Annotated in this window: 17 protein-coding genes and 1 pseudogene; 8 read left to right on the top strand and 10 right to left on the bottom strand. The window is 67.6% G+C overall.

Features of this window, described 5'->3' with window-relative positions:
- Positions 1–5: 5 nt before the first annotated feature.
- Positions 6–1,019 carry a CDP-6-deoxy-delta-3,4-glucoseen reductase gene (locus tag IPM73_15410; GenBank protein ID MBK8919389.1) on the bottom strand — a complete coding sequence of 338 codons (1,014 nt, stop codon included), beginning with the start codon at positions 1,017–1,019 and terminating at the stop codon, positions 6–8.
- 28 nt (positions 1,020–1,047) lie between these two features.
- Here IPM73_15410 and IPM73_15405 point away from each other — a divergent pair, with 28 nt between their 5' ends.
- The 3 genes from IPM73_15405 to IPM73_15395 are packed head-to-tail and all read left to right on the top strand — an operon-like array spanning position 1,048 to position 3,502.
- A complete protein-coding gene (locus IPM73_15405) occupies positions 1,048–1,914 on the top strand; it encodes an SDR family oxidoreductase (GenBank protein MBK8919388.1) in 867 nt (288 codons plus the stop codon).
- Positions 1,914–2,330, top strand: coding sequence for a CopD family protein (locus tag IPM73_15400; protein ID MBK8919387.1), 417 nt, complete (start codon positions 1,914–1,916; stop codon positions 2,328–2,330). The genes IPM73_15405 and IPM73_15400 overlap by 1 nt, the downstream gene beginning before the upstream one ends.
- Positions 2,330–3,502 (top strand): class I SAM-dependent RNA methyltransferase, encoded by a 1,173-nt coding sequence (locus IPM73_15395; protein ID MBK8919386.1) that lies wholly within the window; start codon positions 2,330–2,332, stop codon positions 3,500–3,502. Before IPM73_15400 ends, IPM73_15395 begins: the two co-directional genes overlap by 1 nt.
- Positions 3,503–3,611: 109 nt before the next feature.
- Here the strand turns inward: IPM73_15395 and IPM73_15390 are convergent, their stop codons facing one another.
- Complete coding sequence (locus tag IPM73_15390) at positions 3,612–4,748, bottom strand: PilT/PilU family type 4a pilus ATPase (GenBank protein ID MBK8919385.1); 1,137 nt, start codon at positions 4,746–4,748, stop codon at positions 3,612–3,614.
- A gap of 106 nt (positions 4,749–4,854) precedes the next feature.
- Positions 4,855–5,898: a type IV pilus twitching motility protein PilT gene (locus tag IPM73_15385; GenBank protein MBK8919384.1), complete on the bottom strand. Its 1,044-nt coding sequence runs from the start codon at positions 5,896–5,898 to the stop codon at positions 4,855–4,857.
- A 57-nt stretch (positions 5,899–5,955) separates the two neighbouring features.
- Here IPM73_15385 and IPM73_15380 point away from each other — a divergent pair, with 57 nt between their 5' ends.
- The 4 genes from IPM73_15380 (at position 5,956) to IPM73_15365 (ending at position 8,420) form a co-directional block, all read left to right on the top strand.
- The gene (locus IPM73_15380; GenBank protein ID MBK8919383.1) at positions 5,956–6,639 is read left to right on the top strand and encodes a YggS family pyridoxal phosphate-dependent enzyme; all 684 of its coding nucleotides are present in this window, start codon (positions 5,956–5,958) and stop codon (positions 6,637–6,639) included.
- Between the two features lie 88 nt (positions 6,640–6,727).
- Complete coding sequence (locus IPM73_15375; protein MBK8919382.1) at positions 6,728–7,540, top strand: pyrroline-5-carboxylate reductase; 813 nt, start codon at positions 6,728–6,730, stop codon at positions 7,538–7,540.
- Positions 7,537–8,082, top strand: coding sequence for a YggT family protein (locus IPM73_15370; GenBank protein MBK8919381.1), 546 nt, complete (start codon positions 7,537–7,539; stop codon positions 8,080–8,082). The genes IPM73_15375 and IPM73_15370 overlap by 4 nt, the downstream gene beginning before the upstream one ends.
- Before the next feature lie 35 nt (positions 8,083–8,117).
- Positions 8,118–8,420 (top strand): YggU family protein, encoded by a 303-nt coding sequence (locus tag IPM73_15365; GenBank protein ID MBK8919380.1) that lies wholly within the window; start codon positions 8,118–8,120, stop codon positions 8,418–8,420.
- Positions 8,421–8,442: 22 nt separating this feature from the next.
- On the opposite strand, the gene IPM73_15360 is transcribed toward IPM73_15365, so the two are convergent.
- The 5 genes from IPM73_15360 to IPM73_15340 all read right to left on the bottom strand — a co-directional run bounded on the left by IPM73_15360 (position 8,443) and on the right by IPM73_15340 (position 12,277).
- Positions 8,443–9,684 carry a dihydroorotase gene (locus IPM73_15360; GenBank protein ID MBK8919379.1) on the bottom strand — a complete coding sequence of 414 codons (1,242 nt, stop codon included), beginning with the start codon at positions 9,682–9,684 and terminating at the stop codon, positions 8,443–8,445.
- Between the two features lies 1 nt (position 9,685).
- Positions 9,686–10,645, bottom strand: coding sequence for an aspartate carbamoyltransferase catalytic subunit (locus tag IPM73_15355; GenBank protein MBK8919378.1), 960 nt, complete (start codon positions 10,643–10,645; stop codon positions 9,686–9,688).
- Positions 10,638–11,141, bottom strand: a complete 504-nt coding sequence (gene pyrR / locus IPM73_15350) for a bifunctional pyr operon transcriptional regulator/uracil phosphoribosyltransferase PyrR (GenBank protein MBK8919377.1) — start codon at positions 11,139–11,141, stop codon at positions 10,638–10,640. Before pyrR ends, IPM73_15355 begins: the two co-directional genes overlap by 8 nt.
- Positions 11,119–11,553 (bottom strand): Holliday junction resolvase RuvX, encoded by a 435-nt coding sequence (gene ruvX, locus IPM73_15345; protein ID MBK8919376.1) that lies wholly within the window; start codon positions 11,551–11,553, stop codon positions 11,119–11,121. The genes pyrR and ruvX overlap by 23 nt, the downstream gene beginning before the upstream one ends.
- Before the next feature lie 163 nt (positions 11,554–11,716).
- Positions 11,717–12,277, bottom strand: coding sequence for a YqgE/AlgH family protein (locus IPM73_15340; GenBank protein MBK8919375.1), 561 nt, complete (start codon positions 12,275–12,277; stop codon positions 11,717–11,719).
- A 126-nt stretch (positions 12,278–12,403) separates the two neighbouring features.
- Here IPM73_15340 and IPM73_15335 point away from each other — a divergent pair, with 126 nt between their 5' ends.
- On the top strand, positions 12,404–13,804 hold the full coding sequence (locus IPM73_15335; protein MBK8919374.1) for a deoxyribodipyrimidine photo-lyase: 1,401 nt from the start codon (positions 12,404–12,406) through the stop codon (positions 13,802–13,804).
- Between the two features lie 11 nt (positions 13,805–13,815).
- On the opposite strand, the gene IPM73_15330 is transcribed toward IPM73_15335, so the two are convergent.
- Positions 13,816–18,033 carry a response regulator gene (locus tag IPM73_15330; GenBank protein MBK8919373.1) on the bottom strand — a complete coding sequence of 1,406 codons (4,218 nt, stop codon included), beginning with the start codon at positions 18,031–18,033 and terminating at the stop codon, positions 13,816–13,818.
- A pseudogene (locus IPM73_15325) lies at positions 18,007–20,412 on the bottom strand (Hpt domain-containing protein). Before IPM73_15325 ends, IPM73_15330 begins: the two are co-directional and overlap by 27 nt.
- Positions 20,413–20,430 lie beyond the last annotated feature (18 nt).

Raw genomic sequence — 20,430 nt, 5'->3', positions numbered from 1 at the left:
GCTTGTCAGGTGGAGAAGGTGAAGGCGTCGGAAAAGAACGCTTCTTCCGGCAGGCGGCAGCGTGCGGTGAAATCCCGGCGGGCGGCGTCGATCATGGCGGGGGCGCCGCAGGCGTAGACTTCGTGGCCCGAGAGGTCGGGGAAGTCGGTCATCACGGCCTGATGGACGAGGCCAGTGCGGCCGGCCCAGGCGTCTTCCGGTTGCGGCTCCGAGAGCACCGGGACGTAGCGGAAGTGCGGGTGCTCCGCCGCCCAGCGCCGGGGAAGATCGGCGAGATAAAGATCGACGACTGCCCGGGCACCCCAGTAGAGCACCATGGGGCGTTGGCAAGCTTCGTGAAGCGCGTGTTCGATCAGGCTCTTCAAGGGGGCGAAGCCGGTGCCACCGGCCAGCAGGATCATCGGCTTGTCCGATTCTTCCCGCAGGGTGAAGCTGCCGTGGGGGCCGTTGAGGCGCAGGATGTCCCGCGCCTTGAGCGTCGAGAAGACCTGGTCGGTGAATAGGCCGCCGGGCACGTGGCGGATGTGCAATTGCAGGAAGGCGTCGTCGTGGGGCGCGTTGGCCATGGAGAAGCTGCGCCGCTTGCCGTCCTTGAGCAGGATGTCGACGTACTGCCCGGCGAGGAATTGCAGACGTTCGCTGGCTGGCAGGCGCAGGTGCAGTTCGATCACGTCGGGGGCCAGACGCTCCAGCTTTTCGATGCGGGCGGGCAGGGTCTTGACCGGGATGTCGCTCGCCGTCCGCAGTGTGGCGCATTCGATGACCAGGTCCGATTGGGGGCGGGCGCAGCAGAACAGGGTGAGGCCGGCGGCCCGATCGGCCTCGGTCAGGGCCTGGGACTGAGCCTTGCCGTCTTCCACCCTGCCGGAAACCAGCCTGCCCTTGCAGGAGCCGCAGGCCCCGTCGCGGCAGCCGTAGGGCAGCAGCAAGCCCTGGCGCAGGGCGGCCGCCAGCACGGTTTCGTCGTCGTCGGCTGCGAAACTCTTGCCGCTGGGCTGGACGGTGATGCGGTAGCTCATCTGTTCTCCTGTCGGCTAGAATGCCGCGGTGCAAAAAGTCCTGATCGTGGGCAGCGGGGACGTGGCCCGCCGCGCCCTTCCCTGGCTGATCGGCCGCTACCGGGTCTTCGCCCTGGTGCGGGATCCGGCCTCAGCCACCGCCTGGCGCGCGGCCGGGGCGATTCCCGTGCTGGGAGACCTGGACTGCAGAGCGAGTCTCGATCGCCTGAGCGGTCTGGCCGACTACGTCATCCACCTGGCGCCCCCGCCCTCCGAGGGCAGCAGAGATGCCCGCAGCCGCCATCTGGCGGCGGTTCTCGCAAGGGGCAGGAGTCTACCACGGGCCCTGGTTTACGTAAGCACCACAGGGGTTTACGGCGATTGCGGGGGGGCGCCCATCGATGAAACCCGGCCCATCGCCCCCCGTAACGCCCGGGCCCAGCGGCGGGCCGATGCGGAAAGCGTCTGGCGCGCCTTCGGTCGGCACAGCGGTGTGCGGGTCGCCCTCCTGCGCGCCCCGGGGATTTATGCGGCGGAACGCTTGCCGGCCGATCGCCTGCGGGCGGGAAGCCCTGCTCTGGCGCCGGCGGAGGATGTCCATACCAATCACATCCACGCCGACGACCTGGCTCGGGCCTGCTGCGCCGCCCTGGGGCGGGGGCGGGCCAATCGGATCTATAACGTGGTCGACGATACCGACCTGCCCATGGGCGACTTCCTCGACCGGGTCGCCGATGCGCTCCGACTGCCTCGGCCGCCCCGGGTCAGCCGCGCCCAGGCAGAGCAGGTGCTTACTCCGGTGCAGATGTCCTTTCTGCGGGAGTCGCGCCGCATCGGCAACCGCCGCCTCAAGGCCGAGCTGGGACTGCGTCTGGCCTCGCCCACGGTCGATAGCGTGTTGAGGAGCCTGCCCTGATGCTGGTCGTCAAAGCCCTGCACATTGCCCTGGTGGTAGCCTGGTTCGCCGGCCTGTTCTACCTGCCGCGCATCTACGTCAATCTCGCCCTGGTGCCGGCGGAGAGCGTCGCCGAGCGGGAGCGCCTGCTCCTCATGGCTGGCAAGCTCTACCGCTTCATGACGCCTCTGGGAGTTCTGGCCCTGATCTTCGGGCTGTGGCTCTGGCTGGGTTACGGCATCGGCGGCGGCTGGATGCACGCCAAGCTGGCCCTGGTCGCCTTGCTGATCGGCTACCACGCCCACTGTGGCGTGCTGCTCAAGGCTTTTCGGGCCGGACGTGAGGGTCGCAGTCACGTGTGGTTTCGCTTTTACAACGAAATGCCGGTCCTGGTGCTCTTTGCCGTCGTTTTTCTCGTCGTTCTCAAACCCTTCTGATGAACCGCTACTTCGCCACCAGCCCCCGGGGTCTGGAAAACCTTCTGGCCGAGGAACTGGCCGCCCTCGGGGCTTTGCAGGTCAAGGCCGCGGCCGGGGGGGTCGAATTCGCCGGGGATTGGCCGGTCTGCTACCGCGCCAACCTGGAATCGCGCCTCGCTACCCGCATCCTGTGCTTCGTTGCCCGGGCGCCCTACACGCGGGAAGAGGACATTTACCGCCTCGCCCTGGCCCAGCGCTGGCCCGCGTATTTTCCTGTCACCCGGACGATCCGGGTGGTGACCACCGCCACGCGCTCGCCCCTCAAATCCATCGATTTCGTTACCCTGCGCGTCAAGGACGCCGTGTGCGACCGCTTCCGCACCCAGGGTGGCGAGCGGCCCAGCGTCGAGACGCGGGAGCCGGATGTCCGTATTCATGCCTATCTGACCGAAAGCGAGTGCTCGCTATATCTGGATACCTCCGGGGCGCCGCTCTGGCAGCGGGGGCTGCGGCAGGCTTCGGTGGAGGCGCCCCTGAAGGAGAATCTGGCGGCCGGAATTCTCAAGCTGGCCGGCTGGCAGCCGGGAACACCCCTGGTGGACCCGATGTGCGGCAGTGGCACCTTTCTCCTCGAAGCCGCCCAGATGGCCCTCGATCGTGCTCCCGGTCTGGGCAGGTCCTTTGCCTTCGAGAAGCTGACTTCCTTCGATGCCCTGGCCTGGAGCACCTTGCGCAGTGCGGCCGAGGCGCGCTGCCTGCCCGTCCGGCCCATGCCTCTATGGGGCAGCGACTGTGACGAGCGCGCCGTCCGCGCCAGCAAGCGAAATCTGCTGGAAGCGGGTCTGGGCAACGGGGTCCAGGTCGCCGGCGCCGACCTCCTGAACCTGGAAAAACCTGCCGAAACGGGCATTCTCGTCGCCAACCCGCCCTACGGCGAGCGCATCGGCGAACAGGAGGAGCTGGCCGCCTTCTACCCCCGGCTGGGCAGTGCGCTGAAAAAGCACTGGTCCGGCTGGAACTGCTTCTTCTTCACCGCCGACACGCGGCTCCCCAAGGGGGTCGGCTTGAAGCCCAGCCGCAAGACCCCCCTCTACAACGGCGCCCTGGAATGCCGGTTGTACGAAATCCGCATGGTGGCGGGGAGCAACCGCAAGCCGAAAGCGGGAAGTGACGACAGTGCCGGCCCATAGGCGAAATCAGCGGTAGGCAGCACGTGGTGCAGCGGCGAGACCGTAGCGGAGCTACGGTGAGGAGTGCGGTGCGTGGCCCACGACGTATTGGCGAGCCCGTGCGCAGGGATCAGACGATATCCAGGTGCCCGATGCCCGTGGTCAAGTCCCTGTCCTTGGACTCCTTGCCATGCAGCTTGATCTGGAGCCGCAGGTCGTTGAGGGAGTCGGCATTGCGCAGGGCATCCTCGTAGCTGATGCGGCCGGCTTCGAAGAGGTCGAAGAGGGCCTGGTCGAAAGTCTGCATGCCCAGTTCCCGCGACTTCTTCATGATCTCCTTGATCTCGTGGATCTCGCCCTTGAAGATGAGGTCGGAGATCAACGGCGAATTGAGCATGATCTCGATGGCCGGCACTCGGCCCTTGCCATCTTTTTTCGGGAGCAGACGCTGGGAGATCATAGCTCGCATGTTGAGGGACAGATCCATGAGAAGTTGCTGCCGTCGCTCCTCCGGGAAGAAGTTGATGATGCGGTCGATGGCCTGGTTGGAACTGTTGGCGTGCAGGGTGGCGAGGCAGAGGTGGCCGGTTTCGGCGAAGGCAACGGCGTAATCCATGGTGTTGCGGTCGCGGATTTCGCCCATGAGGATGACGTCCGGCGCCTGGCGCAGGGTGTTCTTCAGGGCCGGGCCCCAGTCGTCCGTATCGACGCCTACCTCGCGCTGGGTGACGATGCAGTTCTTGTGGTCGTGGATGTACTCGATGGGGTCTTCGATGGTGATGATGTGGCCGTAACTGTTTTCGTTACGGTAATTGACCAGAGCCGCCAGCGACGTGGTCTTGCCCGTGCCGGTGCCGCCGACGAAGATGACCAGACCGCGCTTGGTCATGGCCACATCCTTGAGGATGGGGGGGAGCCCCAGGTCGTCGAGGGTGGGGATGGTCATGTTGATGGTGCGGCAGACGACGCCGACCCGGGCCTGCTGCACGAAGGCATTGACCCGGAAGCGGCCGATGCCCGAGGGCGATATGGCGAAATTGCATTCCTTGGTGGCCTCGAATTCTGCGGACTGACGGTCGTTCATGATGGAACGTGCCAGTTCCGTCGTGTGCTGGGGTGAAAGCACCTGATTCGACACCGGGGTGATCTTGCCGTCGATCTTGATGGCCGGCGGAAATCCCGCCGTGATGAACAGGTCCGACCCCTTCTTCTGCGACATGAGACGCAGGAGGTCGTGCATGAATTTCATTGCCTGATCGCGTTCCATAATCCGTCCTCGCTCAATGATGCGGTCTTGGCCGCGCCAGCGGCCAGCCTTCCCTGCTTAAGTCCTGTCGGCGCCGGCCTCGACCTTGCCTCGTGACCCGGGCGCTCTACCCCGGGAAGGCATCCTTGTTGGCGGCCTTGGTGCGGGCTTCGGCCGAGGACACCACGTTGCGCCGCACCAGGTCGGTGAGATTCTGGTCCAGGGTCTGCATGCCCAGGGACTGACCGGTCTGGATGGCGGAGTACATCTGCGCCACCTTGGCTTCGCGGATGAGGTTACGGATGGCCGGGGTGCCGATCATGATTTCGTGGGCGGCGACCCGGCCGCCGCCGTCCTTGGTCTTCAGGAGCGTCTGGGAGATGACGGCGCGCAGCGATTCGGACAGCATGGCGCGCACCATTTCCTTTTCCGCTGCAGGGAAGACGTCGATGATGCGGTCCACCGTCTTGGCGGCGGACGAGGTGTGCAGGGTGCCGAAAACCAGGTGGCCGGTTTCGGCAGCGGTGAGGGCGAGGCGAATGGTTTCCAGGTCGCGCATTTCGCCCACCAGGATCACGTCCGGGTCTTCCCGCAGCGCCGAACGCAGGGCGTTGTTGAAGGACAGGGTGTGAGGGCCGACTTCGCGCTGGTTGATGAGGCACTTCTTGGCCTCATGGACGAATTCGATGGGATCCTCGACCGTGAGGATGTGGCTGTACTCGTTTTCATTGACGTGGTTGACCATCGCCGCCAGCGTGGTGGACTTGCCTGAACCCGTGGGGCCGGTCACCAGAACGATGCCGCGCGGGAACTCGGAGATTTCCTTGAAAATCTTGGGAGCGTTCAAGTCCTCCAGGGTCAGCACCTTGGAGGGAATGGTCCGGAAGACCGCGCCGGCGCCCCGGTGCTGCACGAAGGCATTGACCCGGAAGCGCGCCAGATTGGGAATCTCGAAAGAGAAGTCGCATTCCAGCGTCTCTTCATAGGTCTTGCGCTGGCCGTCGTTCATGATGTCGTACACCATGGCGTGGACGTCCTTGTGTTCCATGGGCGGCAGGTTGATGCGCCGCACGTCGCCGTGAACCCGGATCATGGGCGGCAGGCCGGAAGACAGGTGGAGGTCGGAAGCCTTGTTCTTGACGCCGAAAGCCAGGAGTTCGGTAATGTCCATGGAAAGATGTCCTCGGGGCGCGTGTATACTGCTCTGGGGGCCGAATTCCAAAGGATTATGAGCGACATCGCTACCAACCTGCAAGCTGTCCGGGAGCGGGTCGCCGCGGCCGCCCGGGCGGCCGGGCGCGATCCGGCCGAGATTTCCCTCCTGGCGGTGAGCAAGACCTGGCCCGCTGCGCGGGTGCGGGAAGCAGCCCTCGCCGGACAGCGGGCCTTCGGCGAAAACTATGTGCAGGAGGCGGTGGAGAAAATCGATGCCCTCGCTTCCCTCGACCTGGAGTGGCACTTCATCGGGCCGCTCCAGGCCAACAAGACGCGGCCCGTGGCCGAGCGTTGCGCCTGGGTTCATTCCATCGACCGCCTGCGGGTGGCGGAGCGGCTCTCCGCCCAGCGGCCCGCGTCCCTGCTGGCGCTCCAGGCCTGCGTCCAGGTCAATGTCTCCGGCGAGGCCAGCAAGAGCGGCTGTGCGCCGGAGGAGGCCGAGGTCCTCTGTCGCCGCGTGGCTGCCCTGCCCGGACTCCGCCTGCGGGGCCTGATGGCCATTCCGGAGCCCAGCGACGATGGGGTCCGGCAGCGGGCGCAATTTGCCGTTCTCAGAGGCCTCTTCGCCACGCTGCGCGAGCGGGGCCTGGAACTGGATACCCTGTCCATGGGCATGTCCCAGGATCTGGAAGCGGCCGTGGCCGAAGGCGCCACCCTGGTACGCATCGGCACGGCGATTTTCGGCCAAAGAAATTGATGATCCACGCCTGCGCCCTGGGGTCTCGTGCCTGGCGCTCCCCCGCCGGGGGGGGCGCAGCGGGGCCATCCAACCGGAGATTTGAACCATGAAGATCACTTTCCTGGGCGGCGGCAATATGGCCAATGCCCTCATCGGCGGCATGCTGGACCAGGGCTTTGCCGCCGAAGACATCCGGGTCGTCGAGCTCAATGCCGACAACCGCGAGGCCTTGCGTCGCAACTACGGAGTGAGCTGTCTTGGCGAAGCGGAGCCCCGGACCTGGGCGGCGGACCTCGTCGTCCTGGCCGTCAAGCCGCAGCAGATGCGGGAGGCCATCCAGCCGTTGAAGCGGCATCTGCACGAACAACTGGTGCTCAGCATCGCTGCCGGCCTGCGCCTGGAGACCCTTTCGCGCTGGTTGGGAGGCTACCGGCGGCTGGTGCGGACCATGCCCAACACCCCGGCGCTAATCGGCGCCGGCGTCACGGGGCTGGTTGCCCTGCCCGAGGTGGATGAAGTCGGCCGTCTGGCGGCGGAGCGCGTCATGAAGAGCGTCGGCAGCACCCTGTGGGTGGACGACGAGGCGCGCATGGACGGCGTCACCGCCGTTTCCGGCAGCGGACCGGCCTACGTTTTTCTCTTCATCGAAGCCCTGCAGGAGGCGGCGCGGGAGCAAGGCTTCGACGCGGACGATGCCGCGCGTCTGGCCATCGAAACCGTTCTGGGGGCGGCGCGGCTCGCGGCCCAATCCGACGTTTCGGCAGCGACCCTGCGCGAGCGCGTGACCTCCAAGGGCGGCACCACCGAAGCGGCCCTGCGCGTCATGGCGGAGGCCGGCGTCAAGGCCGGCATTTTGGCGGGTGCGCGGGCTGCTGCTGCCCGGGGGCGGGAGCTCGGCGACCTTCTGGGGGCGGAATGAACCTCGCCGCCCAGATTCTTGTCTTTTTGGCCGATGCCCTGGCGGGCTTCTTTGGGGCACTCTTTCTTCTGCGCTTCGCCATGCAGGCCTTCCGGGTGAGCTTCTCCGGCCCCGTGGGCCATTTCGTCGTCACCCTCACCGATTGGGCGGTGCGTCCCCTGCGCCGGGTGATTCCAGGCCTCTTCGGGCTGGATCTGGCCAGTCTGGTCGCCGCCCTGGCGCTCCAGGCCCTGGTTGCCGGTCTCCTCTTCGGGCTCCTGGGTCGCGTGCTGCCCGGCGACGGCCTGGATCTCGTCCTCGCCATTCTGTGGGCGGCGCTGCGCGGCACCTTGCGGCTCGCCGTCTATCTGCTCATCGGCGTCCTCATCGTCCAGGCCGTCCTGTCCTGGGTCAATCCCTATTCGCCCCTGGCCGGCCCCGCCAATCAACTGACGCGACCCTTCCTGGCGCCCATCCGCAAAGTGCTGCCGACCTTCTCCGGGATAGACCTCTCCCCCCTGGTGGCGATTCTGCTCGCGCAAGTCGTGCTGATGCTCCTGTGACCAGGCGTCCGCCCGACCCCGTGCCCGCCGCCAGGATTCCCGCCTGGCTCCAGGCCGATGGTGCGGCGGTGGTGCTGCGCCTGCACGTGCAACCGGGTGCGAAAAAGACCGAAATCGTCGGTGAACACGGCGAGGCACTCAAGGTTCGCCTTGCCGCCCCGCCGGTGGACGGCAAGGCGAACGCGGAACTCCTGGCCTACCTTGCGGAGCGGCTGGGCCTGCCCCGGACTGCCTTGACGCTGAAGAGCGGCGAATCCTCACGCCAGAAGCGGGTGGCGGTGATACTTCCCGGTGCGCTCATCCTGGAACGTCTTCTGGGTACGGAACCGGGTCGGTGACCCCGTTCGCGGTGGGGAGCGCTCAGCGTAGCGCGCCGTCCACCAGGGTGGTTCGCACCCGGCCTTGTACCTCGTAGCCCAGGAAAGGCGTGTTCTTGCCCTTGCTCCTGAGGTTCTGGGGCTGGACCTGCCACACGGCGTCGGGATCGAATATGCACACGTCGGCCGGGGCGCCGATGGCCAGGTGGCCGCGGTCGCTGCCCAGCACGGCCGCCGGATCGGTGGTGATGCGGGCCAGGGCGGTGGCGAGATCGACGCCGGCCCGGGCGGCCCACTTGAGGGTGAGGGGCAGCAGGAGTTCGAGACCGGTGGCGCCGGGTTTCGCCTCCCCGAAGGGCAGCAACTTGTCGTCGGCGCCCACCGGCGTGTGGTCGGAGCAAATGGCGACCACCCCGCGGGCGGCAGCGGCGGAAAGGGCCTCGCGGTCGGCCTGGGTGCGCAGCGGCGGGTCGAAGCGGGCCTGGCTGTCAAAGTAGCCGATATCGTTTTCCGTCAGGTGCAGGTGATGCACGCCGACGTCGGCGGTGACGGCCAGGCCCTCTGCCCGGGCCGCCTCGACCTGACGCACGCCGGCCCCCGACGAGAGGCGGGTCAGGTGGAGCCGCACCCCGGTGTCCCGGGCCAGTTGCACCAGGGTGGCGATGGCGATGGTTTCCGCGCTGACCGGGATGCCCGCCAGGCCCAGGCGGCTGGCCACTTCGCCGGCGTGGGCGTTGCCGTTGCGGGACAACCAATGATCCTGGGGCCGCAGCCAGACGGCGTAGCCGAAGGTGGCCGCGTACTCCAGGGCGCGCAACAGGGCCTCGGTGTCGACCACCGGCCGGTTGGCCTGGGAGAAGGCGACGCAGCCGGCCCGGGCAAGCCCGGCGAGTTCCGCCAGGCGCTCGCCGTCGAGGCCCAGGGTGAGGGCACCCAGGGGGAGTACCCGGGCCTTGCCGATGTCGGCGGCGCGGTGCACCAGGCGGTCGGCGAGTTCGGGTTCGTCTAGGGGTGGGTCGGCGTCCGGGGGGACGACCACCGAAGTCACGCCCCCGGCGACGGCGGCGGCGAGTTCCGCCTCGATGCTGTTCAGCCGGGCGCCGAGGTCGATGAAGCCGGGACAGACGACGGCTCCGGCCGCGTCGATCACCCGGTCGGCGCTGAAATCCGCCGGGGCGGTGCCGACGGCGACCACGCGTCCCGCGGCGAGGTAGAGGCTGGCCGGCCGGTCGATGCCGTTGCGGGGATCGATGAGGCGGCCGTTGGTGATGGCGATGCGTTCCATGTCAATTCCCTGCGACGATGCTCATGACCGCCATGCGCACGGCGATGCCGAAGGTCACCTGGGGCAGGATGACCGCCTGGGGCCCGTCGGCGACGACGGAGTGGATTTCCACGCCCCGGTTCATGGGCCCCGGGTGCATGACGATGGCGTCATCCTTGGCCCGGGCCAGCTTGTCCGGGGTGAGGCCGTAGAGGCGGAAGTACTCCCCCGCGGAAGGCAGGAGGGCGCCGTTCATGCGTTCATTCTGGAGACGCAGCATGATGACCACGTCACAGCCCTTGAGGCCTTCGGCCATGTCGTGAAAGACATGCACGCCCATGCGGTCCAGGTGGCCCGGGAGCAGCGTCTGGGGGCCGATGGCGCGCACTTCGGGCACCCCCAGGGTGGTGAGGGCGTGGATGTCGGAACGGGCCACCCGGGAGTGCAGGATGTCGCCCACGATGGCCACCGTCAGATTGCTGAAATCCTTCTTGTAGTGGCGGATGGTGTACATGTCGAGCAGGCCCTGGGTGGGGTGGGCGTGGCGCCCGTCGCCGGCATTGACGACGTGGATGTCCTCGCGACCCACCCGGGTCAGGTGCTCGGCGATGAGATAGGGGGCGCCGCTGGCGCTGTGGCGCACGACGAACAGGTTGGCGTGCATGGCGCACAGGTTGTCGATGGTGTCGAGCAGCGTCTCGCCCTTGGCCGTCGAGGAGCGGCCGATGTCCAGGTTGATGACGTCGGCCGACAGGCGCTTGGCCGCGATTTCGAAGGTGGTGCGGGTGCGGGTCGAGTTCTCGAAAAACAGGTTGAAGACGCTCTTTCCGCGCAGCAGGGGAACCTTCTTCACCTCCCGCTCGGAAACCTCCATGAACGAGGCTGCGGTGTCGAGGATGTGGGTCACCACCTCCCGCGGGAGGCCCTCGATGGAGAGGAGGTGGGTCAGTTCGCCGTTGGCGTTGAGCTGGGGATTACGCATGCTCCAGCCTCCAGAAGAGGCGGCCGGTATCGTCCTGGGCCAGGGTGAGGCTTTCTCCGGCGGCCAGGCTGAGGGTCCAGGGGCAGTAGGTGGGGGCGATGGGCAGTTCCCGCTCGCCCCGGTCGGCCAGGACGGCGAGTTCCACCGAGGCCGGGCGGCCGTAGTCGAACAACTCGTTGAGGGCGGCCCGGGTGGTGCGGCCGGTGTAGAGCACGTCGTCCACCAGGATGAGGTGGCGATTCTCAACGTCGAAGGGGATGTCCGTCGGACGCACCTGCGGATGGAGCCCCTTGGCGGCAAAATCGTCGCGGTAGAAAGAGACGTCGATGAGGCCGATGCCCTCGCCGATGCCCAGGATTTCCCGCAGCCTCTCGGCGATCCAGGCGCCGCCACTGTGGATGCCCACCAGGGCGGGATTGCAGGCCAGGCGCGGGCGCAGGGCCTCGGCCAGGAGGCGGCATTGGGCCTCGGCGTCAGGCAGGGGAAGAGAGATCATTGGCGTGGCACTCGAACCAGGTTTGCAGAATCAATTGGGCGGCGACGGCGTCGAGCACGCCCTTGGCGGACCGGGCGTTGCGTCCCGTCTCCCGCAGGCGCGATTGCGCGTCCAAAGAAGACAGGCGCTCGTCGGCGAAATCCACCGGCAGGGCATGGCGTCGGCGCAGGCTGTCGCCAAAGCGGCGGCACCTCTCGGTCATGGCGTGGGCCGTGCCGTCGACGTGAGTGGGCAGGCCGACCACCAGACGGACGGGCTGCCACTCGGCCACCAGGGCTGCAATGGCCTGCCAGCGCCGCTCCCGGTCGCCCGTCGCGATCACGGTAAGGGGATGGGCCTGGGCCAGGAGAGTCTCCCCCACCGCGACGCCGATGCGCTTCTCCCCAAAATCGAAAGCCAGCACGGTGGGCACTAGCCGCCTGCACCGCAGCTTGCGGAACAATAGGGAAGCGGGGGATGCGCTCGCCTGGCCAGACGCGCACCGCAGCCATAGCCGAAACCATGGCGAGGGTGAGCGACAAAGCGAGCGGGGATGCGGGGCTTGCCAAACATAACTGAACCCATCTGACTCACAGCTAGGCGTGACCCGCGACGTCGGAAAGCTGCGAGAAGCTGACGCCCAGGTTCTGCATGGCCGCCGGCAGGCGTTCCTCGGGGGGCAGGTCGAAAAGAATGGATGAACGGGCGGCTACCGTCAGCCAGGCGTTCTTGGCCAGTTCGTCCTCAAGCTGGCCGGCGCCCCAACCGGCGTAGCCCAGGGTGACGATGATTTCCCGCGGCTGACCGGCGTTGCCCACATGGGCCAGGATGTCACGGGAACTGGTGAGCCCTACTTCCTCATTGACGGCCAGGGTCGATTGCCAACTCCCCAGGGGCCGGTGCAGGACGAAGCCGCGGTCGAGCTGGACCGGCCCGCCGAAGTACACCGGTGAGTCCCCCAGGTCGTCCGGCCCGAAGGGAAGGTCGATTTTCTCGAACAGCCCGGCCAGGGTCATGTCGATGGGCCGATTGACGATAATGCCCAGGGCGCCGTTGGCGTTGTGCTCGCAGATATAAACGAGGCTGTGGGCAAAGTAGCGATCCTCCATCGCCGGCATGGCGATGAGGAAATTGTCGGTCAGATTGACGCTATCCATGGCGGGAATTCTAATCCGGGATTGTTCATTCGGGCACGAGATCATGGCGAAATGCTGGTTCCAGGGAGGCTTTGGCGGACTTGAGCTGCGGGGTGGCGAGAGGGGCGGGCGGTGAAGCCTGAGACTTTGACATCGGTTCTGGTCTGGTTCCGCCGTGACCTGCGCGACTACGACCACGCAGCCCTGGCGGCCGCGACCGGGGCCGGGCAGGTTCATTGCGCCTTCGTGTTCGACCGGGACATCCTCGATGCCCTGCCTTCACGCACCGACCGGCGCGTGCATTACCTGCGCGACTCCCTGGTGGAACTCGATGCCGCGTTGCGCGCTCGGGGCGGTGGCCTCATCGTGCGCCAGGGGCGGGCGCAGGAGGAAATTCCCCTTCTGGCGCGGGAACTGGGTGTGGCGGCCGTGTTCGCCAACCGGGACTACGAGCCCGCGGCCAAGGCTCGCGATGCTGCGGTGGCAGCGGAGTTGTGCCGCTCCGGCATCGCCTTCCGCGACTTCAAGGATCAGGTGCTCTTCGACGGCGACGAGATTCTCAGCCAGGCCGGGCGGCCCTACACGGTCTTCACGCCCTACGGACGGGTCTGGCGGGCACGCCTGGCCCAAGAAGGCCTTGCACTCTGCGGGGGCGAGCCCAGGCTGGTGAGGAGCGCCGCGGCAGCAGGAATCCCCGGGCTGGCCGAACTCGGATTCGTGACCACCGATCTGGCGGCCCTGGGCATCCGTTGCGGCATGTCCGGCGCCCGGGCGGCCTGGGAGGACTTTCGTCCGCGCCTGGCGCGCTACGCCGAGGCGCGGGACTTTCCCGCCGTAAAGGGAGTCTCCTATCTGTCGGTCCATCTGCGCTTTGGCACGCTCTCGCTACGCGAGGTGGCCACCGCTGCCCTCGGCGCGGGCGGCGGGGGGGCGGAAACCTGGCTGCGGGAACTGGCCTGGCGGGATTTCTTCTTCATGATCCTCGACCATTTTCCCCACGCCGCGCGTGGCGCCTTCCGGCCCGAATTCGACCGTCTGGTCTGGGACGACTGGCCGCAGGGGTTCGAGGCGTGGAAGGCGGGTCGCACCGGCTACCCCCTGGTGGACGCCGGCATGCGGCAGTTGGCTCGCAGCGGCTACCAGCACAACCGCCTGCGCATGGTGACGGCTTCCTTTCTATGCAAGACCCTGGGACTCGACTGGCGCCTGGGTGAGGCGCACTTCGCCGCCAGCCTGAACGACTTCGATCTGGCCGCCAACAACGGCGGCTGGCAGTGGGCGGCGTCCACGGGCTGCGACGCGCAGCCCTGGTTCCGCATCTTCAATCCGGTGACCCAGTCGCAGCGCTTCGACCCCGAGGGACGTTTCATCCGCCGTTACGTGCCGGAACTAGAGCGGGTGCCCCTGCGCCATCTGCACGCGCCTTGGCGCATGTCGCCTGCGGAGCAGGCAGCCGCCGGGGTGACCATCGGGCGGGATTACCCGCTCCCCCTGGTGGACCACGCGGCTGCCCGCCTGCGCACCCTGGCCCGCTACCAGGGCGTCTGAACGCCTGAGAATCAGCGCGGGGCGCGGGTGTAGCGGGCGATGAGGCCGAGCAGTTCCTCTTCGTCGTAGGGCTTGCCCAGGTAGTGGTCAGCGCCAATCTCCTGGGCGTAGTTGCGGTGTTTGTCTGCCGTGCGGGAGGTGATCATGATGATGGGCACCGTCTTCCACTGGGCGTCGGCGCGAATGTTGCGCACCAGTTCGAAGCCATCCATGCGGGGCATTTCGATATCTGACAGGATCACGTCCGGCACGATCTCCTGCAGTTGCTCAAGGGCATCGACGCCATCCTTGGCGGTGACCACCTGATAGCCCTCGCGGGCCAGCAGGCGGCCGGTGATCTTGCGCACGGTGAGGGAATCGTCGACTACCAGCACGGTAGGCAGGGTGGTCGGTGCCGCGGCGACGGGGGCTGCGGAGACCGGGGTTCCTGCCGGGAGGCTGAGACTCAGGGCGCGGTTGGCCAGGGCTACCGGATTGAGAATGAGCACCACCTGACCGTCACCCAACACCGTGGCCCCGTCGATGCCGACCACCCGGGCGAGTTGGGCGCCGATGTGCTTGACCACGACTTCCTGGTTGCCCTTCAACTCGTCCACCTGTACGGCGGCACGCTGGGCGCCGGAGCGGGTCAGGATGACCCAGTAGCGGCGATGGCTTTCCGGCAGGGCGCCGGATTCGCCCAGCAGATGGGGCAGGAAATGGAAGGGGTAGCGGTTGCCATGCCACTCGGCCTCACCCTTGTCGCGCAGGGCGGCCAGATCCTTTTCCTTCATTTCCAGAACCTGCTCGATCATGGTCGAGGGCACGGCGTAGAGGCTGCTGCCTGTGCGTACCAGCAGGGTCTGAGTTACCGCCAGGGTGAGGGGCAGGTAGAGACGGAAGGTCGTCCCCTGGCCCGGTGTCGTGGCAATTTCGATGCGGCCGCCCAGGCTGGCGACTTCGGTCTTGACCACGTCCATGCCGACCCCGCGGCCGGCGATCTGGGTCACCTCGCCGGCGGTGGAGAAACCGGGCTGGAAGATGAAGTCGAACACGCGGGCGTCGTCGGCCTCCTCTCCCGGGGTCAGGAAACCCAGGGATTCCGCCTTGGCACGGATACGCCCGGCGTCCAGGCCACGGCCGTCGTCGCTCATGGCGATGATGATTTCGTTGCCTTCCTGGCGCAGCGCCAGGGTGATTTCGCCGATGTCCCCCTTGCCCTGGTCGCTGCGTTCGGCACGGGTCTCGATGCCGTGGGTGACCGCGTTGCGCAGCATGTGCTCCAGGGGAGCGAGCATCTTGTCCAGGACGGAGCGGTCGATTTCCACCTGACCGCCCCGGATGTCCAGGTTGGCCCTCTTGCCGAGTTCCTTGGAGGTCTGTCGCACGATGCGGTAGAGCCGCTCCGCCTGGCTGGCGAAGGGCAGCATGCGCACGCCCATCAGTTCCTGTTGCAGGCCCCGGTTGAGGCGGGCCTGGGCGAGCAGGGCGGCGTTGGCGTCGTCCAGGTTCTTGAGCAGGTTCTGCTGCACCGTCGCCACGTCATTGACCGATTCGGCCATGAAGCGGGTGAGTTCCTGGAAGCGGGTGAAGCGGTCGAGTTCCAGGGGGTCGAATTCGGCCTGGCCGTCGTGGGCCTGGGCAACCCGGGCCTGGATTTGCGTTTCCGCCTGGATCTCGATGTCGCGCAACTGCCGCCGCAAACGAATGACGTTTTCGGTCAGGTCCAGGAGCGAGGACTTGAGGCCGCGCATTTCGCCTTCGATGCGCGCCCGGGCGATGGACAGTTCGCCGGCTTCGTTAACCAGCCGGTCCACCAGCTCGGCCCGGACCCGCAGGGTGGCACGCCGGTCGGCGGCCTCGTGCTCTCCCTCGGGATGGGGAGCGTCCTTGACCGCCACGGTCGTCGCCGCGACTCTTTGAGCAACTTCTGCGGCCGGGGCGGCGGGAGCGGCCTGCTCCACCGCAGCCACCGGCGCCGCCTCCGGGAAGAGCACGGGCAGTTCCCCGCCCTGGAGACGGTCGAGGAAGAGAACCAGGGTGTCGCAACCGCCTTCGACTTCATCGATCTGGGCCGGACTGCCGCTTCCACCCCGCAGGATTTCCTCCACCCGGGTCTCCAGGCGGTGGGTCAGTTCGCCCAGGTTCATGGCGCCGGCCATGCGGGCGCTGCCCTTGAAGGTATGGAGATGGCGGGCCAGCGCCCGCGGCGCCGCGCCGTCTCCCGGCTGGCCACGCCAGGCGGCGATCTGCTCATTGAAGCCGCGCACCAGTTCCTGGGCTTCCTCGAGGAAGATGGGCAGCAACTGGTCGTCGAGTTCGTCCTTGAGCCGGGGCATTTCCAGCTCCGGCGCCGGAGCTGCGGCTTCCTCGACGGACTCGCTCGGCAAAGCGACAGCCTCGGGCGGGATTTCGGCCAGAGGCTCGGCGGCTTCCTCGGCGGCAGGAGGCTCGGGCGCGGGTCCAGGGGGCGGGAATATCTCGTCCAGGGCCTGAACGACGGTGGGCAGCGGCGCGGGACCCCGCTCGTCGCCCAGGGTGCCAAACATGTCCTCCAGGCCCAGGATCGCCTGCCGCACGGTCTCCAGGCCCGCGATGCTGTCGGGGCGGGCGCTGGTGTCGCGCCGCAGGAGGGCATGCTCCAGGGCGACGGCCAGATGGTGGATGGGATGCAGGCCGACCGTGGCGGCAATGCCGCCCAAGGTGTGGGCGGCCCGGGTCATCTCGAAGGTGGTCGGGGCAGAGGGATGGGCAGCCAAATCCGCGAGGCTGGCGTGCAGGGTGTCGAGATGCCCCCGGGCTTCCTCCCGGAAAATATCGAACAGGGTGGGGGGCGGGGCTTCCGGTGCGGCCTCCGGGGCCGGCGGGGCATCGTCGCCCGCCGGTGATGGGCAGACGGTCAGCGGTTCGGGCTCCGCTGGTGCTGCGGCGGAGAGGGCTGGGACGGGCTCGGGGGGCGGCTCGGGTTCGGGGGCCGGCTCGGGTTCGAAGGAAACCGCGAAACTCGACTCGTCGAAGGAAAAGGCCCCGGGATCGACGACGGTTTCGGCCAGGTGGCCTCCCTCGGCTTCTGCTGCCGGGGCCACTTCATCCCCGGGGGGGGAGGCGAACCAGGTGCTTTCGGCGTCGAAGGGACCCCCGGAAGAGGCAGTTGCGCAGGCCGCCGGCGGGATCTCGGGCTCGGCTGCGAAGGCAACTTCCACCTCCGCGTGGCCGAGGCCGAAGGCGGCCGGCTCGACGACGGTGTCGGGCAGCCGGCCGGCTTCGGGTTCGCCTGTCGGGGGCGCTTCGTCCTGGTCGGCCATGACCGGCTCGACCAGGGTGGCCGTCAGTCCGGTGTCTTCTTCAGCGGTCTCGAGAGTATCGGGAAAGATGTGCGCCCCGGGGCGCACCTCCTCTGGGGACTCGGCGGCGAAGAAGGGGGCAACCTGGGTGTCGGCACCGACGAAGGCGCCCAGGTCGTCGAAGGGATCAGCAGGAGGCGTCGGCGCCGGGGCGGGAGGCTCCGGACGCGCGTCGGGAGTGGCGAGCACCGGGGCCTCGGCGGGCGCAGCGGGGCCTTCGCTGGGCGCTGCGAAGGGCGGGGGCGCAAAGATCGGCGTTTCGGGCGGAGGCGCGAATTCTTCGCTCTCGCGGCCAAAGAAAGGTGCGACCAGGGTTTCGGCACCAACGAAGCTCCCCATATCCTCAAAGGAGGGGGCAGGCGCGGGCGCCTCGGCGCGGGGCGGCGGCTCCGGTTCAGGAGGGGCCTCCTGCCGGGCCGGGGGGGGCTCCGGTGCGAGGGGCAGGGCGGGCTGCGGCGCGACCAAGGGCTCCTCCGGCGGAGGGGCGAATTCCTCGTGCTCCCGGGCGAAGAAGGGGGAGACCAGGGTGTCGGCCCCCACGAAGGCGCCCAGGTCTTCGAAACCGGGCACTGAGGCGGCCGGGCTCGGAGGGAGGTTCGGATTGACCTGGGTCGCCGCCGGGTCGTAGGCGTCGCTGCCTTCAACGGCTGCGGTGTCCACGGCGTCCAGGGAGAATTCCATGGCCAGATTCGAGGCCGTGCCCAGTTCGGGGACGATGTCGTTGAAATTGGCCTCGATGGGCTCAAGGGGTTCGATGTCCGGGATGTCGACGATCTCGGACGGTGCCGGAATGGGGGCGCTGGCGGTGGGAAGCTGGATGACCTGGGCGCTCGCAGGCGAAGGCGAGGGTGTCGGGGCCGCCGCCGTGTCGCCGGAGTCCCGCAGGCGCTCGGCAAGGGCGACCATGGCGCGCGGGTCGGGGGCCGGGACGGAGGGATTTTCCAGGTGGCCCACCCAGGCGCCGAAGACTTCGCAACTCTGCTGCAACAGGCTGAGGAGGTCCGGCGTGACCGGCAGTTCCTGACGCAACCAGAGATTGAGTGTCTGCTCGATGGCCCAGGCGGCTTCGCCCAGATCCTTCAAACCCACCATGCGGCCACTGCCTTTGAGGGTGTGGGAAGAGCGGCGCAGGGTGGTCAGAGCTTCGCCATCGTGGGGGTTGGACTCCAGGGCCTCGTACTGCCCTGCCATGGTGAGCAGCACCTCCTTGGCTTCTTCGAGGAAGATGTCCAGGAGTTCGGCGTCGATTTCCTCGTGGCTGGACTGGGCGAGCTGGAGTGTTTCGGCCGACGGGGCGGGCGCTTCGGCCGCCGTGGGGCGCAAATTGGTGGCGACCGGGTCGAAGGTGCCGGTTTCCAGAGCCGAGAGGGCCGCCTTGGCGGTTTCGCCCAACTGGTGATCCGCCACCAGGTCGGCATCCTTCTGGATGGCTTGCAGGTTCTGCTTGAGTTCGTCCCGCAACTGGGCGTCGGCGGGGGCGTCGCGCAGGGCCACCATGAGCGCCTGGGCATCCTTGCGCTGCTGTTCCAGTTGTTGCTCGACCGAGGGGGCCGGGGCCGTGTCGTCGTCCGCTGCGCTTTCGGACTCTTCCTGGGCCGCCGCGGATTCGCCCAGCAATTTGCGGATGAACTGTCCGTAATCGGCCGCTCCGTGTTGCAGGGAATCGATGAAGAAACCCAGCATCGAGAGTTCTTCGGCCACCGCCTCGAAATCGGACTGATTGGCCTGGTAGTCGGGGGCCGCGAAGTGCTCGATCTGGGCACGGCAGCGGGAGAGTGTCTCCAGCGCGCCGTCGTGGCCCAGGATGGTCAGGGCGCCATAAACCTGGTTCAGGGGGTTGTCCAGGGCGGCAAGACCGGCGCCGCTGTCGGGGGCGCGGAAGAAGGTGTCCAGGGCCTGTTCGATCTGGGCCAGATTGCTCTGGATTTCCCGGGCGACCTGGGCGATCAGGAGTTTTTCCTGGGCCCGGCGAGTCATTTCGTCGAGGAGCGGAATCGCTTCGTCCGTATCGGCCGGGCGGCCGGCGATGCAGGCGTGGAGCCGGGCGACCATGAGGTCGACCTGCTGGGCGAAATCGGTTCCCAGGCGGCGGAAGTTTTCCTGGGCGTTCTGCAACAGCAGGATGGCGGTCGCCACCTCCATGGCAACGCCTTCGCCATGGCGCTTGGGGTCTTCCGCCAGCCAGTTGGCGATGGCGGCGAGCCCTTGGCCGAGGCGCTTCAAATCGGTGTGGCCGACTTCTGCCGTGAGGGTCGCTGCCTGGCGCGAGGATTCGGCGAAGGGAGCCAGCATTCCCGCGCTGCCGGCGCAGAATTTGTTCCAGGCTTCTTCGGCGGCGATGATGGATTCCCGCAGCTTGCGCAAATGGGCTTCCTGGGGCGCGGCGGCCGAGGACATCTCTGCCGCGGGCACGAGGCTGTCCAGGCCAAAGCCGGAACGCACGGCGCGGGCGACGTCGCCGTTCTCCGCAGGGGCCTTGGCGACGTAATAGAGGGCGTCGCGCATGAGGCGTTCGGCGACATTGCGCGAGCCTTCGAGGAGACGACGGATCTGGAGGTCGATGCGGCCGCAGAGCTGGCGGGCCTCCATTTCGGAGGCGACAGCACCGTCGGCCAGGGCTTCGAGGAAGGCCACCGATACCCACCAGAAGGCACGATGGGCCGGTGTCTCCTGGGTCGCTTCGATGGTGTTGAGGGCCTGGCGCATCTGCTCGAGACCGGAGGCCGCGGCGGCCGGGTTGCGCAGCCAGGTGAGCAGGCCCTTTTGGAAACGGGTGCGCTCGGATCTGATCAGCTTGGTGAGTTCTTCCGGGGTCAGCTTGGCGCCGGCGGCACGCTTGGGGGGCCGGGCCGACAGGTCGGGATGGAAGAGGTCCGTGGCCCGGGCCGCGGCTTGTCCGCGGGCCTCGGCCAACTTGCGGTAGACCGGGAGCAGACGCAGGGGTTGATTCGGTTCCCCGGCCAGGAGATCGTCCAGGTATTGCCGCAGGGCCGTGGTGGCTGCGGAGACGGCGGCGGTGCGTTCGGCCGACGGGGTGAGGCTGCCTTCCTCGATGCCCTGAAGCAGGCCCTCCAGGGATTCAGTGACCTGGGTGACTCCGTCCAGCCCGACGATGGCCAGCGCGCCATGCACCTGGTGTACATGGGTGCGGCAATATTTCAACTGGGTTCCGTCGCCAGTGCTGCCGTACTGGCGCAGCGCTTCGTCGGCCCGCTCGAGGGCGAGATCGATTTCGCCCTTGACCCAGGTCAGGGGGCCCAGGTCGAATTCTGTGGCAGCGTTCATAGGGGTTCAGATCCCGGT

It is taken from the genome of Betaproteobacteria bacterium (genome assembly GCA_016720065.1).
Classification (GTDB): Bacteria; Pseudomonadota; Gammaproteobacteria; order Burkholderiales; family Rhodocyclaceae; genus SSSZ01.
The sequence above is the reverse complement of the archived record's forward strand: the minus strand, read 5'-3'. Positions and strand labels throughout refer to the sequence as shown.

Bases quoted from the DNA above. Each gene is read 5' to 3' on its own strand.
- IPM73_15410 (MBK8919389.1), bottom strand. From the start codon at position 1,019: ATGAGCTACCGCATCACCGTCCAGCCCAGCGGCAAGAGTTTCGCAGCC.
- IPM73_15400 (MBK8919387.1), top strand. From the start codon at position 1,914: ATGCTGGTCGTCAAAGCCCTGCACATTGCCCTGGTGGTAGCCTGGTTC.
- IPM73_15395 (MBK8919386.1), top strand. From the start codon at position 2,330: ATGAACCGCTACTTCGCCACCAGCCCCCGGGGTCTGGAAAACCTTCTG.
- IPM73_15390 (MBK8919385.1), bottom strand. From the start codon at position 4,748: ATGGAACGCGATCAGGCAATGAAATTCATGCACGACCTCCTGCGTCTC.
- IPM73_15385 (MBK8919384.1), bottom strand. From the start codon at position 5,898: ATGGACATTACCGAACTCCTGGCTTTCGGCGTCAAGAACAAGGCTTCC.
- IPM73_15380 (MBK8919383.1), top strand. From the start codon at position 5,956: ATGAGCGACATCGCTACCAACCTGCAAGCTGTCCGGGAGCGGGTCGCC.
- IPM73_15375 (MBK8919382.1), top strand. From the start codon at position 6,728: ATGAAGATCACTTTCCTGGGCGGCGGCAATATGGCCAATGCCCTCATC.
- IPM73_15370 (MBK8919381.1), top strand. From the start codon at position 7,537: ATGAACCTCGCCGCCCAGATTCTTGTCTTTTTGGCCGATGCCCTGGCG.
- IPM73_15360 (MBK8919379.1), bottom strand. From the start codon at position 9,684: ATGGAACGCATCGCCATCACCAACGGCCGCCTCATCGATCCCCGCAAC.
- IPM73_15355 (MBK8919378.1), bottom strand. From the start codon at position 10,645: ATGCGTAATCCCCAGCTCAACGCCAACGGCGAACTGACCCACCTCCTC.
- pyrR (MBK8919377.1), bottom strand. From the start codon at position 11,141: ATGATCTCTCTTCCCCTGCCTGACGCCGAGGCCCAATGCCGCCTCCTG.
- IPM73_15340 (MBK8919375.1), bottom strand. From the start codon at position 12,277: ATGGATAGCGTCAATCTGACCGACAATTTCCTCATCGCCATGCCGGCG.
- IPM73_15330 (MBK8919373.1), bottom strand. From the start codon at position 18,033: ATGGTCGCCCTTGCCGAGCGCCTGCGGGACTCCGGCGACACGGCGGCG.